The 15,070-nt window shown below is 37.9% G+C and carries 21 protein-coding genes and 1 tRNA gene (1 of these 22 running past the window's edge); 15 read left to right on the top strand and 7 right to left on the bottom strand.

Annotated elements, in window-relative coordinates; all coding sequences use genetic code 11:
• Both UC75_RS07435 and UC75_RS07430 read left to right on the top strand, forming a co-directional pair.
• Positions 1–35: transfer RNA gene (locus tag UC75_RS07435), tRNA-OTHER, on the top strand; it begins 42 nt to the left of the window's first position.
• A 145-nt stretch (positions 36–180) separates the two neighbouring features.
• On the top strand, positions 181–1,200 hold the full coding sequence (locus UC75_RS07430) for a tyrosine-type recombinase/integrase (RefSeq protein WP_049837193.1): 1,020 nt from the start codon (positions 181–183) through the stop codon (positions 1,198–1,200).
• Positions 1,201–1,229: 29 nt separating this feature from the next.
• Here the strand turns inward: UC75_RS07430 and UC75_RS07425 are convergent, their stop codons facing one another.
• The 7 genes from UC75_RS07425 to UC75_RS07395 form a co-directional block, all read right to left on the bottom strand.
• Positions 1,230–1,511, bottom strand: a complete 282-nt coding sequence (locus tag UC75_RS07425) for a hypothetical protein (RefSeq protein ID WP_049837359.1) — start codon at positions 1,509–1,511, stop codon at positions 1,230–1,232.
• A complete protein-coding gene (locus UC75_RS07420; protein ID WP_049837192.1) occupies positions 1,504–1,785 on the bottom strand; it encodes a hypothetical protein in 282 nt (93 codons plus the stop codon). The genes UC75_RS07425 and UC75_RS07420 overlap by 8 nt, the downstream gene beginning before the upstream one ends.
• Positions 1,782–2,042 (bottom strand): hypothetical protein, encoded by a 261-nt coding sequence (locus UC75_RS07415; protein WP_049837191.1) that lies wholly within the window; start codon positions 2,040–2,042, stop codon positions 1,782–1,784. Before UC75_RS07415 ends, UC75_RS07420 begins: the two co-directional genes overlap by 4 nt.
• Positions 2,043–2,124: 82 nt before the next feature.
• The gene (locus UC75_RS07410) at positions 2,125–2,325 is read right to left on the bottom strand and encodes a hypothetical protein (protein ID WP_049837190.1); all 201 of its coding nucleotides are present in this window, start codon (positions 2,323–2,325) and stop codon (positions 2,125–2,127) included.
• Positions 2,322–2,609 carry a hypothetical protein gene (locus UC75_RS07405; protein WP_049837189.1) on the bottom strand — a complete coding sequence of 96 codons (288 nt, stop codon included), beginning with the start codon at positions 2,607–2,609 and terminating at the stop codon, positions 2,322–2,324. The genes UC75_RS07410 and UC75_RS07405 overlap by 4 nt, the downstream gene beginning before the upstream one ends.
• Positions 2,596–2,907 (bottom strand): hypothetical protein, encoded by a 312-nt coding sequence (locus tag UC75_RS07400; protein WP_049837188.1) that lies wholly within the window; start codon positions 2,905–2,907, stop codon positions 2,596–2,598. The genes UC75_RS07405 and UC75_RS07400 overlap by 14 nt, the downstream gene beginning before the upstream one ends.
• Before the next feature lie 168 nt (positions 2,908–3,075).
• Complete coding sequence (locus tag UC75_RS07395) at positions 3,076–3,804, bottom strand: hypothetical protein (RefSeq protein WP_049837187.1); 729 nt, start codon at positions 3,802–3,804, stop codon at positions 3,076–3,078.
• 215 nt (positions 3,805–4,019) lie between these two features.
• Between UC75_RS07395 and UC75_RS07390 the strand changes: the two genes are divergently transcribed.
• The 13 genes from UC75_RS07390 to UC75_RS20635 form a co-directional block, all read left to right on the top strand.
• The gene (locus UC75_RS07390; protein WP_049837358.1) at positions 4,020–4,271 is read left to right on the top strand and encodes a hypothetical protein; all 252 of its coding nucleotides are present in this window, start codon (positions 4,020–4,022) and stop codon (positions 4,269–4,271) included.
• Positions 4,272–4,292: 21 nt separating this feature from the next.
• Complete coding sequence (locus UC75_RS07385) at positions 4,293–4,793, top strand: phage regulatory CII family protein (RefSeq protein WP_049837186.1); 501 nt, start codon at positions 4,293–4,295, stop codon at positions 4,791–4,793.
• On the top strand, positions 4,786–7,470 hold the full coding sequence (locus tag UC75_RS07380) for a DUF5906 domain-containing protein (protein WP_128825150.1): 2,685 nt from the start codon (positions 4,786–4,788) through the stop codon (positions 7,468–7,470). Before UC75_RS07385 ends, UC75_RS07380 begins: the two co-directional genes overlap by 8 nt.
• A gap of 349 nt (positions 7,471–7,819) precedes the next feature.
• Entirely contained in the window at positions 7,820–8,287 is a 468-nt protein-coding gene (locus UC75_RS07375) for a hypothetical protein (protein ID WP_049837185.1), read from the top strand.
• 161 nt (positions 8,288–8,448) lie between these two features.
• Complete coding sequence (locus UC75_RS07370) at positions 8,449–8,676, top strand: hypothetical protein (RefSeq protein ID WP_049837184.1); 228 nt, start codon at positions 8,449–8,451, stop codon at positions 8,674–8,676.
• Between the two features lie 4 nt (positions 8,677–8,680).
• Entirely contained in the window at positions 8,681–9,271 is a 591-nt protein-coding gene (locus tag UC75_RS07365; RefSeq protein WP_049837183.1) for an HNH endonuclease, read from the top strand.
• Positions 9,268–9,483: a hypothetical protein gene (locus UC75_RS07360; RefSeq protein ID WP_049837182.1), complete on the top strand. Its 216-nt coding sequence runs from the start codon at positions 9,268–9,270 to the stop codon at positions 9,481–9,483. The genes UC75_RS07365 and UC75_RS07360 overlap by 4 nt, the downstream gene beginning before the upstream one ends.
• A 43-nt stretch (positions 9,484–9,526) precedes the next feature.
• A complete protein-coding gene (locus UC75_RS07355; RefSeq protein WP_049837181.1) occupies positions 9,527–9,736 on the top strand; it encodes a hypothetical protein in 210 nt (69 codons plus the stop codon).
• Positions 9,737–9,916: 180 nt separating this feature from the next.
• Positions 9,917–10,435: a P27 family phage terminase small subunit gene (locus UC75_RS07350; RefSeq protein WP_049837180.1), complete on the top strand. Its 519-nt coding sequence runs from the start codon at positions 9,917–9,919 to the stop codon at positions 10,433–10,435.
• Positions 10,436–10,443: 8 nt separating this feature from the next.
• The gene (locus UC75_RS07345) at positions 10,444–12,288 is read left to right on the top strand and encodes a terminase large subunit (RefSeq protein ID WP_049837179.1); all 1,845 of its coding nucleotides are present in this window, start codon (positions 10,444–10,446) and stop codon (positions 12,286–12,288) included.
• Entirely contained in the window at positions 12,285–13,556 is a 1,272-nt protein-coding gene (locus UC75_RS07340) for a phage portal protein (RefSeq protein ID WP_049837178.1), read from the top strand. The genes UC75_RS07345 and UC75_RS07340 overlap by 4 nt, the downstream gene beginning before the upstream one ends.
• The gene (locus UC75_RS07335) at positions 13,525–14,259 is read left to right on the top strand and encodes an HK97 family phage prohead protease (RefSeq protein WP_049837177.1); all 735 of its coding nucleotides are present in this window, start codon (positions 13,525–13,527) and stop codon (positions 14,257–14,259) included. Before UC75_RS07340 ends, UC75_RS07335 begins: the two co-directional genes overlap by 32 nt.
• Before the next feature lie 65 nt (positions 14,260–14,324).
• The coding region (locus tag UC75_RS20635; RefSeq protein WP_228137156.1) for a phage major capsid protein at positions 14,325–15,070 on the top strand (746 nt) is incomplete at its 3' end.

Below are 15,070 nucleotides of genomic sequence, written 5' to 3'. Positions count from 1 at the left end.
AGAGGTCTCCAGTTCGAGTCTGGATATACCTACCAAGATATATCAAGGACTTATAAGCAATTCAGTAGCTTATAAGTCTTTTTTTATGCCTGTTTGTCGCATTCAGTACTTGGCAGTGTTGGAAATTTTGGGAAAAAATGGCAATATTTCCAGAGTATCTGTGTCAAGAATGTGTCAAAAATGAAGCTTCCAAAAGCAAGAAAACGAGGTGATGCTTATTCAATCTCGATAGCGTATGAAAAAAAACGGTACTACTGTACACGTGATACAGAAAAAGAATGTGAGCAGTGGGCTGCATCAAAACTACTTGAATTAAAAGCCCAAACACAAATAGAAAATGGCGAACTAAAACCAAAATTTTTGTTTCGTGATCTCAATACAAAATATTATCAAGATGTGGGGCAATTCAATCCATCCAAATCTTCACGGGCTTGGATATCTGGCCAATATAAAAATTTTGAGATGAAGTTTGGGGCGCTGGCACAAAAATCTATATATAGCATTACTCCAAAGGATTTAACGAATTGGAGAAATAAGCGCTTAACTGAAGTTGGTGAAAATACTGTTTTGAAAGAAATCTCTCATTACAGTGCTATGTTCACTTACGCCCAGAAAGAATTATTTCTGCTTGATGAAAATCCTTGGATGCAAATCACTAAACCAAAGAAACCTAAAGCGCGTGATCGTCGTATTCATGAGTCAGAAATTGAATTGATTTTAAAAGCTTTGGATTATGAAAGGGGAAGTGTTCCAGTACTCCCGCAGCACTATGTTGCATGGGGATTTTTGTTTGCCATAGAAACTGCTTTGCGTCGTGGCGAGTTGTTGGCAATGACTAAGAATGATATTTATGACGGTTACGTCCATCTACCTAAAACAAAAAATGGTGATTCAAGAAACGTACCGCTTTCTGAAGAGGCCAAAGAACTTTTTAAACTGATACAACATACTGGACGCAATATTATCCCACAGTCTGAAAATGCATTTAGATTAATGTGGGAAAAAAGAAAAGCATCTATTGGCTTAGATGGACTACATTTTCACGATACTCGGCATGAGGCAATTACACGTATGGTTCGTGTACGAAAGTTACCCGTAGAGATTTTAGCTAAGATTACAGGGCATAAGAAAATAGATGTGCTGGTAAATACTTATTACAACCCAAACGCGGCTGATTTAGTAGAAGCATTCAATAGTTAAAACTAAGCCCGCATAAAGCGGGCATATAATTAATTTTTTCTTTTAGGTCCACGTCGGACCTTTTGATTTTTTAATATCGCATCGGCTGCGTCTGGATCGTACATATGCTTGCCGTTGGTTCCTTTATTAATCGAAATGCATTTAGTACGTATGGTTTCATCTGATAAGCCATATTTAGCAACAAGCTCTGCAACTGATACAAGTTTACGTTTTTCAAGCTTCAAGGCGGTTACAGTACCGCCAAGAAGCATTTGACCGAGAACGATTTGAGGGGCTGAATCTGCTTCAATCGTTACGATAAATTCAGGCATCATTCCCTCCGCTTTTTAATAAACTTTGGAATAATTCCCTAGCTTTATCAGTTATAAAATAACGATATTCGGAACGTGGGTTACCTACATATCGTAAATACCCTTCATCAACAAGTTCAGATAAATATCGTTGTGCAGAACGACTGGATAAGTTCGGTAATGCAATTTTATTTATTTCTGACCTTGTTGCGACACGTAAAGTGTTTACTGCTTTTATTACAGCCATAAATCGTTTAAAAATTTCAATATGTGCAGGGTTCAGTAAATTACTCATGATCCCTCCTTATCTTTTTGCCAAACGGCAGGTGGGATAATTGCATCCTCAAAAAACGGTTTATTGTGTAGATTAAGTGACAGCAATAAATCCTCTTGCTGTTCTGGATCGGCCACAATAATTTGTGTAGCTGAATGCCCGGTATAATGAATCGAAAAACGTTGTGAACCATCTTTAAGATCAGTCACAATTACATTTGTGACCAAATCTAGGTTTATAAAATGCTGATAATTAAGATTATCTTTGACATATATCATTAGATTTTCTCCAAGCAACTAACCAAGAGATAGCCGGAAGCAAGTAGGCCAAGGATTAAAAAACCAAGTAACTTTTCCATTTTCATTCCATCCATGTAACGCAATTTGCTGTATCACATTGACCAGAAATATGGCCGTTGTGTGAGCTGATTGAATAAATCACTTCACCTTCATTACAGATCGGGCAATCTAATGTGCCGTTAATAGTTTGAGCAGGGCGTTCTATTCCATGCTTATCGGTAATTACCTGGCGTACTTTTAAAACTGCATCGAACCAATTCATGTTGTTCTGCCTCCATTAATTACCTGGACAAGTTGGCGTTGAGCTTCTTGTAAACGAGCAACCAACTGACTTACAGATTTTCCAAAAGGCACAACGATTGCAGTGGTGCGTTTTTCCCAATCTTTCTTTGCATGCTGATAACCACCGAAATACACGTAAACGCGAATCTCTTCAGTGTGGTTATAGAGTTTGAAATTGATCTGTAGTTCAGGCTTAGAAAACATGAAGCAGCTACCAGCTAATTTCATGATTTCTTGTTGAATTAATTGGTTACTCTGAATCATGTTTATCTCCAATTACTTGATTGCGATAAGCACGACGAATCTTCATTTCAAATGAATGTTTTTCTTTAGAATCAATTACCTCAAAGTCATATGAAGCATTAACAAATGCATGGGCTTCCGTGTTAGCAATTAGAAGACCATCGCGAGTACGCGCTTCAGATATTTTTTCTAGAGCTTTATTAATTTGATTTAAAGCCTTATCACGGAAAATGTTCATGCCAGACTGTTGTTGGGATTGTGCAAAGTCTGGAGCTGTTAGGCGGTTTCTAACTACAGCATGGAATTGTTCATTAGTCATATTTATAACCTTTTTGGTATTAATGTATTTTGAATGTTATTTATAAAGGTTATAATTTGTCAAGAAAAAATATAACTAAAATTACTTATTTGGTTTTAATGGTATGTTTTTTAGAGTAATAAAATTACAAAAAAAAGGAGCATATAGCTCCTATTTTTACGAAAACATTTATTTTTTTATTAGTTGTTTTTGGCTTGGTGGGAAAAAGGCTACAACTGGGAATTTCGTTATTGCAACGCTAGAACTAATTGAAATACGTTCTCCTTCAATAGTTTCAATATCAATAAAACCATCCCTCTCAAAAAGAAACTCACCACAAATTATCTTTTTATCATTGGTTTGTATAATGATATCTTCACCTGGATTGCACTCCGATAATTTATCACATAGTAATACATAACCATTTTTGAAGGGTTTTATATAACCACCACCTTTAACTTCAAAAGTTATAGGCATTGCTACATTTGGCGGCATGTAAACAAAATGACTAGGTTCCGATATTTCCACTATATCCAAAGCTTTTCCTCTTTCTATATTTATATAATTAGTAATAGGAAGAAGTTTATAACCTTTTTGGGCTTCATCGGAAGTTATATTTGTTTGAATTTCATCTAAATTAAAATTGTTTGCGTCACCACCTGTCGCGAAGCCCGATTGAGACATGACAAGTTTAATTTCCCCAGGTGAATGTTCATGATCAAGCCACCCTTCAGGAAGTTTGAAAGCCTCAGTAATTTTTAAAGCGTTATTATTACCGATATTTTTTGGTGCATTGGTTGGAAGATATTGATTTAAAAGTAAATAATCAATTTTTACAAAAGCTGCAAAGTCTTTTCTTTCAGCGTATTTAAGCATCTCTAAAACATTATTCTTGCGTATTTGTTTAATGCTTAACATGGGGTTCTCCAAAGACTGACTAAATAGATACTACATTGTCAAATCGGTAGTTTTTTGAGACAGAGCGGTATTATCCTTGAACAAAAAGAAATAAAAAATAACTTATAAAACAACCTTTAAAACTAAATAAGTCATATTGGTATTAAAAAAATATTGATTAAATATAACCAAAAAGGTATTTTTGGTTGTAATTAGTGTGGCAGTGGTTCGTTTTAATGAGTATTTCTTTTGATATTTATATTGATGCTTTGAGTAAAAGTGGTGATTTGGCTGATTACGCCATGCGTTCGGGTACATCGGTTAATTATATCCTGGTTCATTTAAAGCATAGAAGAAAAATTCCCCGCAAAGACCTGATTGTAAAACTGGCTGAAGAAAGTGCGGGGGCATTTAACGCAACAGAATTGACTCTATGGCTTTATCAATTCGAGTCCAAAGATAACCAAAAACAAGAAATCAAAAAATGAATGAAATAGGAGATTTTAAACATGGTTTTAACATTAACTGAACGTCGTGAAAAAACGGTAATGTCACTAGAGCAAGCTTTAAAGGCTGCTGTTTATCGCCCTGGTGATGAATTTCTAATGGCACAAATTGCCGAAAAGAATGGATGGAATATCAACACATTCCGCAGTTCATTAAATCCCACTACACCAACACATAAAGCAAATATTTATCACTTTGAAGCCATTCTTGCCGAAACGAAAGATCCACGAATCATGGATTCAGTTTGTGCGACACATGGTAATGCTGCTTGGTTTGAATTGCCTAATACAGAAAATTTAAATACAGCCGATTTTGTTATGAAAATTGGGAAATTAGCACAAGAGCAAGGTGATTTATCCCAATCTGTAGCAAAGGCTATTGGTGATGGCCGTATAACTGAAGATGAGTTAGCGACCATTCGTAAAGATGCATTTGAACTTATTCGCGTTGTTTCAACCATTTTAGCTATGGCTGAAGAACAATATCGGGGGGAACATGGCTAGACCAAAAAAAGGGCTTGACTTAAAAATTGTTAAAGAGAAGACCTTCAATCAATGGGACATGATTTACCCTCAATTCGGTATTACTATGCCACCCAAAAAAAGACATTCATCATGTCCATCATGTGGTGGTGAAGACCGTTTTTATTATGATGATAAACAAGGTTTTGGTGATTTCTTTTGTAATAACTGTGGAGCTGGAGATGGTATAGCTTTAATTGGTCGTGTCACTAATTTAGCTTTGCCTGAAATCATTAAAGAATTGGCGGCAATCGTAGGCATTTCTGAAGAGACTGTTGTGACTGAAGCAGATCGGGAAAGATGGAGAAAAGAAGCTGCTTTACGTAAACGTATGCATGATGAAGAGCTTGAAAAAATACAAAAAAATGCAGCTAAAAAAGCTTTACGCCTTTGGAACAATACGCACCAGGGTGAAGAGGATAACTGTACATATTTGAAAAATAAAAAGGTCAAAATCTTTGATTGCCAAGTAAACTTTGATGGTGATTTGATTGTTCCTTTATTTAATGAAAAACGTGAATTATGGAATCTTCAATACATCAAAGCTGATAGTTCTAAAAAGTTTTTACCAGGTGGACGTAAGAAAGGTTGTTTTCACATTATTGGGACAATTGATCTAGCCGATCCTGTGATTTGTATCGCAGAGGGTTATGCGACGGCCGCCTCAATCCACATGGCGACAAATTTACCCGTGGTAGTGGCATTTGATGCAGGTAATTTACCACCAGTAGGGCAAGCAATTCGAACCATAGAGCCAAATGCACGTTTACTTTATTGTGCAGATGACGATAGTGCAAAAGAAGATACTGGCCGAAAAATGGCTAATGAAGCTGTTGCTGTGACAGGCGGTGTGGTTATTGTGCCTATATTTAAACATGAGGATGGTATCAGTAATGAACCACAAGAGCAGACACAGCAACAAGCATTAACTGACTTCAATGATCTCCACGTGAACTTTGGATTAGAAGCGGTCAAGGGACAGATCGAAAGAGCCTTGGCTTCTTTCGCATCTTTCCCCGCACCCCTTTCCCCAACAGACCACAAAAATGAGGGTCAAAATCGTGAAATGTCATCAAATCAAACGGCTTCACTTGATTGTGTGGCAGAAAACGGGGGTTCCAAGGGGGAGGAAGGTGTATACACTCTTAATATTGAGTCATGTCTAGGTCGGTTTTGTCAGATTGAGGGTGAATCAAAATATTGGGATATGCATAGAAAGGTTCAGATTAAAAAGACGGCTTTCCAAGATATGTTGGGTAAAGGGTTGTTTGCTGAATGGTCTAATCATCCAAAGAGAAAGTTAATTGATGGCAACTCTGTTAAGAATATCTTAAATAAAGACATGGATCGTCTTGAGCAAAATATGAGTGAAAGGTTCATTATGCTCGAAGGGACAAAAGAGTCATGGGATGTTAAGAGGAGACGCACAGTCCGCAACGATACGATCAAAGATAACTTTCGTTCAGGGTATGAGGTTTGGATTAAGTCAGAAAACAAAAAAATGATTTGGTTTGAAGACCTTGTATTCAATCCGACCATGAACGCTAAGCCAGGTCAAATTAATATGTTTGATGGGTTGCCGATTGCGCCAATGCTTACTGATATTGATCAGATGATCCCTATTAAGAGTGCAACTGAACTATGTCAACCAATTATTAAATTACTTAATCACACCTGTAATTATGACAAAGTTGTAGTGGACTGGATTTTAAAATGGTTAGCTTATCCATTACAAAATCAAGGTTCTAAAATGGCTACCTCGATTCTCATGCATGGTGAAATCCAAGGTGCTGGTAAGTCATTATTCTTTGGTAAGGTAATGCGTGAAATCTATGGTAAGTATTGCGTTACTCTTGGTCAAAACGGACTAGAGTCAATATATACAGATTGGGCTGAGCAGAAGCTTTATTGCATATTTGAAGAAATTTTTAACAATAAGTCTAAATACGGCATGATGGGCTTGATTAAGCACATGATTACTGGTGAAACAATCCGTATTGAGAAAAAGTTTATGAGTGGTTATGAGCAATCTAACCATATTAACTGTGTGTTTTTATCAAATGATACTCAACCGTTGCCACTTGAAGAAAAGGATCGTCGTTTTCTTGTCGTAAAACCCTGTGGTAAGTTGGATGATGAGCTGAAGATTGAGGTACTCCAGTGTATTGAAAGCACTGGAATTGATGCGTTTTATACCTTTCTTTTACAACTACCTTTAGATGGTTTTACGACACATACAGAACCGCCATTTACTGATGCTAAACGGGACATCATCCAATATGGTTTGCCTTCATGGAAATTGTTTTTTCAGAAATGGAGTTCCGGCGAGCTTGATTATCCCTTCTGTTGCTGTTTATCAACTGATCTCTATAGAGCCTATATGAATTGGTGTAGGCATTCTACTGAAAAACCATTACCTGAAAATAAGTTTTCATTCCAGATAGCAACCATTCCTGGAGTGTCTAAAAGACTTGGGCGTTATAGGGAACAGGGCACAGGTTATAACGTGGTTAAGCCTGAAAAGCAGAAAACAGTAATTTTTGTTCGTGATCATGATCCCCAGTCAAATGAAACGCTTGTTGATTGGTTGACTTCACAAATACATGAGTTTAGTGCTAAAGTACACGGAGATGTCCCAAATGTCATACAACACGCATAATAAAATTGACATTGCCCAATACTGTCATTCTGACAAGTTAAGGGTGTTAAGGGTTATGTTAAGGGTATATTTCCGCACCCTTAACACCACCAAAACCAATCATATCAATGCTTACAGCCTTCTTGTTAAGGGTGTTAAGGGTTTCGCATGCGCGCGCATACGCGTGATAAATATTGTAGTAAGTAAATTAATTAATAATTTAATTATTAAAAAATCACCCGTGCGTGAGAAAAATACCCTTAACACTATTAACACCCTTCACAAGCCTTACCAACTAAGAGTTATATACTTTTATACCCTTAACAATACTCTTAACACCCTTAACATTGTGTAATGGAATAGGTGCAGAATGGAAAAATATTTACGTTTATTAAATCCTAAAACAACCAACTATGAAGCTATTCCTTCAGGTTGTCATGGTGCATTAACTTCAGCAGATATTTGTATTTCAATTAGTTATGCAAAATTAACTACTGTTCAAAATACCTTATTGGAAGTATACGCTTTAAAGAAATGCACAGTTGAGCAGTTAAATTTGATTAGTAAAGATATTCATAGAGAGTTAGTTTCATCTGGTCAATCTGAAAATACAGATGAACACAACACTTCGATATATATTGCGTTGGTTGAATTATGCTTAGTAGCGGCTGATTACAAACCCACTGTTAGAAATCGTGGTTTGATTGGTGGGGTCTCATACTTAAAGGTTCACCGTCGTTTAGGCGTGATTATTGATTCATATCTTGAAATGTTTAAAGAGGAGTTAAATACAGTTGCATTAAAAATTTCCAAACAGATTGGTAATAAAAATAACTAAAAAAGTATTTTTGGTATTGACGAGTGAAACAAAATTAAAGTACATTTCTCCACAATGGATAACTGTATTAAACGCTGTAGTTTTCCTTCAGAGCTGTAAAGCTCTCTTTCAAAGCCCGCATGACTTCCTTGGACATGCGGGCTTCTTTTTTGGAGAAAGAAATGGCTCAACCTGGAACTTTTGAAAAATGTAAGAAACAAATTGAAGGTGCTATCAACCGTCAAACTAAGAAAGGTGAAACATTCTGTGCAATGGATCTTCCTTACTATCTCGATGAAGATAAGAAATTGACAGATGCTTATCTCCAAGAATTGAAAGCTCGTGGTTACACAGTTGAGATTAGTACACCGTCAGAATGGGCTGAGGTGTGCGGAAAAATTAAATGGTGATTGTATGACCAGCCGTCCACCACAAAGAGCTAAACGCCCATGTCTTGTGGGCAGTTGTAAAGATTTTGCATCGAACAAAGGTTACTGTGACCAGCATCAAGACCGAATCAAAAAGAAAGATCGGGAGCGGGGCACAGCACACCAGCGCGGCTATGATGCCCGTTGGGAAAAAGACAGAACGAAATTCTTAGATGAGAATCCGCTGTGTGCGGACCATCGCAAGCGCGGAATGATTGAAGCGGCCACGGTTGTTGACCATATCATCCCACACAAAGGCGATCAGGTTTTGTTTTGGGATAAGAACAATTGGCAACCGCTTTGCAAATCATGCCATGACCGCAAGACAGCAACCGAAGATCGTGGGAGCTGGTCGCCAGTTCAATCACCAAGCAAAGCGAATCGGGATAGCAAGAATGAATTCAATACTGGTGATTTTGTTTGTGCAGCTACTGGATATGCAATTGATTCACTGGATTGTAAGTTCACAGATCAATTCATGATTACGGCAGTTGCTGCAAACATGGTTGAAGTTAGTGATGCCGATGGCTTTGTTCATCGCTTGCATCATTCACACTTCAAACTGGTGACAGTATGAGCGAACGTGAAGTTATATTGCTTGGTGATCATGTTGTATATCGTGATGACATCAAGGGCTTTGATGATGTTGGTGTTGTGGTTCAAGCAAACTCAAGTTTGTATGTAGTTTGGAATAATGAAACCACACCATGTATTGAAATCTATGAACGTTTGCGCGGTGCTCGACTTGATGAAGTCGATGCAGGTCAACGGATAGTTATATCAAACTGATATTCTAGTTATCATTGAATCATAAATATTTAGAGGAAATCTAATGTCTGATGGTGTTTATGAAGTTGGTCAAAAAGTTGTTTTAGTTGATGAAGAGTCCTACCCACAGATTTGGGATATTGTCGAAGTCGGCAGAAACGGCTGGCATCAAGTTCGTGCTGATGGTCCTTATTGTTCGTTTGGAATGCCAGCTCATTTATCTGAGTTTCGACTCGCAAAGGATGAAGAGATTCAAGCCAATAAACGATTGTAAATTTCAAACCTCCTTCGGGAGGTTTTCTTTTTGGATTCAAAAAAAAGGGGATAGGGGGTCAAAAGTCGAAAAGGCTCTCTCAGAAAAGACCGCCCCCCCATGAAATTTTTACGTGGTCAAAAGTCCATAGGGGGGTATACCTCTAATATTTAATCAGTTTTAAATTTTTTGGAGGTTCTTATGTCAAATATGGGTCGTCCACCGAAGGGGCTACAAGAAAAAATTCTTTCAGGTTCCCGTATCCGTGAAGATCGGGATGGTGAATCTCAAGTTGCGAATGCAGCCGTCGATTTAGGAATGCCACCTTGCCCACGTTGGGTCAAGGGAGCAGCAAAAAAACATTGGGAAACTTTAGGGCCAAAATTAGTACAAGCTGGATTACTAAGTGTTGTGGATGGTGATGTGTTTGGATTGCACTGTGACAACATTGCAGCTTATGAACAAGTTAGTGAAAAGCTAGAAAAATTTGATGATTGGATTGCTACAACTCCAAACGGCTTTGAAGTTCAAGCTGCTTGGTTGCAGATCAGAACAAAATTGCAAGAAATGATCATAAAAACTGCACGTGAATTTGGTTTGACTCCAGCTGCAAGGTCTTCCGTCAAAGTAGACAAAAATAAACAGCTTAGCTTGCTTGCTGATGCCAATGCAGTCGAATCAGACAATATTTATGAAGCCAACGGATTTGTATCAAGTTAGGAAAAATTATGCAGCGCGATTATTTTTTGATTGCGCTTCAGTATTGTGACGATGTTCGTACTGGAGTGCGTACAGCGGGGCAGTTAGAAAAATTAGCTGTAAAAAGATTTTTAAAAGACTTGTCCAGATCGGGATTTAATGTAGAGAGTACAGGACCAAAAACACAAGCTCTTTTAAAAAAACTAAAAGTTAATAGCCAATCTAAAGATGTAAATTTTGAATTTAGCTTTAATCCTAGGCGTATGTATGAAGCCTGTTTTTTCATTGAAACATGCCCGCACGTTGAGGGAGAGTTGGCACTTCCGAAGAGGGATGGATCACGCGAATTATTGATCATGTCTCCTTGGCAAATTTTTGTCACTGCAAATATTTTCGGATGGATTGATCAGTCAGGATTTAGACGTTTTCGTTATGCCTATTTAGAGGTAGCAAAGAAAAATGGAAAAACTACTTGGTTGGCTGCGGTTGGACTTTACATGGGTTTTGCAGATGGTGAACCAGGTGCAAAAATCTTTACAGCTGCAACTACACGTGACCAAGCAAACATTTTGTTTGACTCGGCAAAAACAATGGTCGATTACTCTCCAAAGATGCGAGAGCATTTTGGAATCCAAAGACAAGAGCATTCGATTTTTCAAAGATCATCAAACTCATCTTTCAAGGCATTATCACAGGATAGGGATGGATCAAAAGACGGTTTCAATGTCCATTGTGGGTTGATTGATGAATTACATGCTCATAAAGATTCTGGCATGTATGACATTGTGTCAAACGGTATTGCATCACGTTCGCAACCTCTACTTTTTGCGATTACAACGGCTGGTAAAGATAATACGAGTGTCTGTTATCGTGAAAGAAAGATTGTTGTTGCAATTCTAAAAGGAGAAGCAACTCATGAGCGTTATTTTGGGATTATCTACTGTCTAGATAAAAAAGATGATTGGAAAGATCCTAAAAATTGGGAAAAAGCCAATCCTAATTATGGTGTATCCGTAAAACCTGAATATCTTCAGGGTATGTTTGAACAATGTAGAATCTCCCCTGTCAAAGAAGCAACATTTCGTCAAAAACATTTAGATGAATGGGTTGGTGCGGTTGATGGCTGGCTAGCTGAATCTAATTGGGCAGCTAATGAGACTGAAACACGAATTCAAGAATTTAAAGGAATTGTTGGATTTGGTGGATATGACTTAGCAAGCCGCTTGGACTTGGCTGCATGGGTTGAGTTGCGCCCGAAATTAAAGGATGGAAGAGTCCATTGGTATGCCTTTGCTCACTGTTATATCAATGAGCGAGTGATTGAAGCAACTGAATCAATCAATGGGGAAATGCGGCCAGATGAATATCCAATGTGGCGTGATCAGGGATTCTTAATTGAAACACCAGGCGCATCTACTGATTTTAAGCAAATTAAAGAAGATATTTTTGAGCATCATCTTAAATATCCTTTTTTTGAGGTCGGTCATGATCCATATCATGCTGCACAAGTCACTGCTGATTTGCTAGATGATGGTTTGAGTGTAATTGAAGTTCCACAAAAGACCGAATATTTAAATCCAGCTATGCGTTGGCTTGAAGTTCTTCTTGCTGAAGGTCGCCTACATTTTGAAGCAAATCCTGTTTTTAAATGGTGTGTTCTAAACGTTGTTGTTAAAGAAGATGTTAAAGAGCAAATTTTCCCAAGAAAAATTTCTAGGGCAAAAAAAATTGATGCTGCGGTAGGTCTGATTATCGCTGCATCAAGGGCACAACATTATGACGATCTTTCAGTTTTTGAATTAATACCGGGTGAAGATAGTAACGGAAACTTTGATGATTTTCTGAGTGGTATGATTAAGGTATCTAGACGATGAGTAAAAACCGCAATAAAGCTAAAGGTCGTCAAAAAGATGACCTAAAAAAGCTTAAAGTGCGGGGAACTGGACCAATACAAGACAGAACGGGGACGACCTTAATTGATCGTCCCCGTTCTGCTGTTAGGACGGCAAAGCCCGTTACTTTTGATAGTGCAATGACGCTAAGCGCGGTTTTTGCCTGTGTCAAGATTCTTGTAGAGTCAGTAGCAACCCTGCCGATTCAAATGTTTGAGCTAAATTCCGATGGTAGTCGAACAGTTGTAAAAGACCATCCGGTAATTAAGCTTTTAAGTAACAAGCCAAATCGCTATCAAACTGCTGTCGAATTTCGAGAGCAGTTTATGCTTAACCTTGTGGCTGGAAATGCAGTTTGTAAACGTGACTATTTTGGAAAAAAATTAGTTAGTTTACAGGTCATAAATAGCGGCTCCGTAAATATGAAAATTCAGGATAACGGGGATCCTATTTATGAATGTCAAATAAATGGCAAGACGGTCCAATTATCCGAGAAACAAGTCTGGCATGTAAAAATGTTTGGTACTGGTCTATGGGGCATGTCTGCAATTGCATATGGCGCTGGATCAATTGGTGTTGGCCTTGCTGCGAGTGATAAAACTACTCGATTAATGTCAAATGGTGCTAAGCCAACAGGTGCATTGAAAACTAAACGTATTCTAAAAGATGCTCAACGAGACACTCTAAGAACTGAATTAGATATTTTGGTAAATGGTGATGATGGAGATATTGCAGTTTTAGAAGACGATATGCAGTTCGAGCAAATCAGCCTTACACCAGCCGATCTAGAGTTAATCGAAATTCGTAAGTTATCTGTAGAGGATGCTTGCCGCTTCTTCGGGGTTCCACCAATTTTGGTTTATATGTCTGACGGTTCGACAACCTGGGGTAGCGGTATCGAGCAAATTATTGATGGCTTTTACAAATTTGGTTTGCGTCCATATTTGGAGCGAATTGAAGAAAGTATGCGTATTCATTTGTTAGAGCCACATGAATGGGATTCATATGAGTTTGAGTTTAAAACCAAAGACTTATTACGCGCTTCATATTTGCAACGTATAGCAGCTAATAAAGATCGAATTATTAGTGGTCAATCATCAATTAATGAAATTCGTCGTGAAGAAGGTGATACGCCTGATCCAAACGGTGATTTTTTACTTGTTCCAGTCAATATGACTACGGCAGAACGAATGAAAACAGGCAATTACAAGGTGAAAGATGAAGATAAACCAACTGCAAGTGCGAAATAAATTTTCGCCAAACTTGCCTAAAGTCCAGTGTCGACGGATGCCTATTGCTGTAGAAAATTGTCGTTTTATCAAGAAAGACGATAAAACAGGTGTGGTTACAGTAAGTGGTTATGCAGTTAAGTGGGATTCAGTTAATTATTATGGTGAAAAGTTCTTAAAAGGGGCTTTTGCCGACGTCTGTGCAGCATTTAATGCTGGTACAAAAAAAATTCATTGTTACTACAATCATGGTTGGCGTCAGTGGTATGTCGATTCAACCATTACCATGCGAATCGGTAAGATAATTAAGCTACTTGAAGATGATACTGGTTTATATCTTGAGGTAGAGCTAACGCCAGGTCTTGCCTTAGCCCAAAATGTAGCAGCAATGGTGCAACATGGAACGGTTGATGGCTTCTCAATTGCGTTTTACCCACCTAACGAAATTGATATGGAGAATAAAGGCACCCATGTAGAAATTAAACGTGCTGATTTATATGAAATTAGTATTGTAGATGACCCAGCAGATGATTCAGCAAGAATTATTAGCGATGATGCGATTAATGCCATTCAATCTGAAGATGATGCGGCAGAACTTTTAAGATCAATTCTGCCTGGTGATTACGCAGAAAAATTCTTGGCACGTTGGACTAGTGTTCATCAACCCAAACAAGACCCAGAACCTGAAGAAGATCCATTTTCTTTTTTAGACAAAATTGTTTAGTAACCCCCTTAAATTTTAAATAAAGACCCGCTTTTAGCGGGTTTTTTTATGCATAGGAAAAAATTATGACTGCATATCAAAAATTACCATTAGCTCAGCATATGAATTCTTTTAAAGGATTAAATCCACGTGATCGTCAGGATTTGGACCAATATGCAATTCAATTGCGAGATCGTATCAGCCAATTTGACCAGCTTTTAGAACGTTATCGTGGCCGACTTGAAGGGTTAGACGGTTTGCCAGAAGATTTACGTGCTGATTTAGAGGCTCGCTCAAAACAAGTTGAAGAAATCGCTGGAATGATTCAAGACATTCAACAGCGAATGGTTGAAGGTGTTCAGGGAGCTAATGGAACAGAGCAACGCAATGTACTTGCTGCTTTATTGCGTAACAAAGACGCAGTAGATTATGCAAAAGTTATGCACTCTCGTTCAGGCAAGAAAAAAGACGCAGTAGTTTTTGAAGGTATTAATGCTCGTAACGTTATCACTTTGAAATCAATGCCAGCAAATGCGGTTAAAGCTGAAAATGATTTAAACCGTACTGCTGTAACTCAACCATTAAGTATTATTGACTTAATTAATTGGGGAACTACGGATGAGCCTATTCATTACTTCTTGCGTGAATCTGCCTTTGACATCATGGCAGACATTGCCCCAGAAAATACTGATAAACCTGAATCAAATCTGACTTTTGGTTTAGCGACGATGAATGTAGGCACCATTGCTCATTGGATTCGTGCTTCTAAACAAGTTCTTGCAGATATGACTTCCCTTGCAACTTATTTGGAAGTTCGTATGGCTTATGGTGT

Source organism: Acinetobacter sp. V2, assembly GCF_001188385.1.
In the GTDB taxonomy this organism is placed as follows: Bacteria; Pseudomonadota; Gammaproteobacteria; order Pseudomonadales; family Moraxellaceae; genus Acinetobacter; species Acinetobacter oleivorans.
The sequence above is the reverse complement of the archived record's forward strand: the minus strand, read 5'-3'. Positions and strand labels throughout refer to the sequence as shown.

Coding starts and splice junctions, on each gene's coding strand:
- UC75_RS07385 (WP_049837186.1), top strand. CDS start 4,293: ATGGTTTTAACATTAACTGAACGTCGTGAAAAAACGGTAATGTCACTA.
- UC75_RS07340 (WP_049837178.1), top strand. CDS start 12,285: ATGAGTAAAAACCGCAATAAAGCTAAAGGTCGTCAAAAAGATGACCTA.
- UC75_RS07380 (WP_128825150.1), top strand. CDS start 4,786: ATGGCTAGACCAAAAAAAGGGCTTGACTTAAAAATTGTTAAAGAGAAG.
- UC75_RS07405 (WP_049837189.1), bottom strand. CDS start 2,609: ATGATTCAGAGTAACCAATTAATTCAACAAGAAATCATGAAATTAGCT.
- UC75_RS07410 (WP_049837190.1), bottom strand. CDS start 2,325: ATGAATTGGTTCGATGCAGTTTTAAAAGTACGCCAGGTAATTACCGAT.
- UC75_RS07345 (WP_049837179.1), top strand. CDS start 10,444: ATGCAGCGCGATTATTTTTTGATTGCGCTTCAGTATTGTGACGATGTT.
- UC75_RS07335 (WP_049837177.1), top strand. CDS start 13,525: ATGAAGATAAACCAACTGCAAGTGCGAAATAAATTTTCGCCAAACTTG.
- UC75_RS07365 (WP_049837183.1), top strand. CDS start 8,681: ATGACCAGCCGTCCACCACAAAGAGCTAAACGCCCATGTCTTGTGGGC.
- UC75_RS07400 (WP_049837188.1), bottom strand. CDS start 2,907: ATGACTAATGAACAATTCCATGCTGTAGTTAGAAACCGCCTAACAGCT.
- UC75_RS07375 (WP_049837185.1), top strand. CDS start 7,820: ATGGAAAAATATTTACGTTTATTAAATCCTAAAACAACCAACTATGAA.
- UC75_RS07355 (WP_049837181.1), top strand. CDS start 9,527: ATGTCTGATGGTGTTTATGAAGTTGGTCAAAAAGTTGTTTTAGTTGAT.
- UC75_RS07395 (WP_049837187.1), bottom strand. CDS start 3,804: ATGTTAAGCATTAAACAAATACGCAAGAATAATGTTTTAGAGATGCTT.
- UC75_RS07420 (WP_049837192.1), bottom strand. CDS start 1,785: ATGAGTAATTTACTGAACCCTGCACATATTGAAATTTTTAAACGATTT.
- UC75_RS07360 (WP_049837182.1), top strand. CDS start 9,268: ATGAGCGAACGTGAAGTTATATTGCTTGGTGATCATGTTGTATATCGT.
- UC75_RS07350 (WP_049837180.1), top strand. CDS start 9,917: ATGTCAAATATGGGTCGTCCACCGAAGGGGCTACAAGAAAAAATTCTT.
- UC75_RS07425 (WP_049837359.1), bottom strand. CDS start 1,511: ATGCCTGAATTTATCGTAACGATTGAAGCAGATTCAGCCCCTCAAATC.
- UC75_RS07430 (WP_049837193.1), top strand. CDS start 181: ATGAAGCTTCCAAAAGCAAGAAAACGAGGTGATGCTTATTCAATCTCG.
- UC75_RS07415 (WP_049837191.1), bottom strand. CDS start 2,042: ATGATATATGTCAAAGATAATCTTAATTATCAGCATTTTATAAACCTA.
- UC75_RS07370 (WP_049837184.1), top strand. CDS start 8,449: ATGGCTCAACCTGGAACTTTTGAAAAATGTAAGAAACAAATTGAAGGT.
- UC75_RS07390 (WP_049837358.1), top strand. CDS start 4,020: ATGAGTATTTCTTTTGATATTTATATTGATGCTTTGAGTAAAAGTGGT.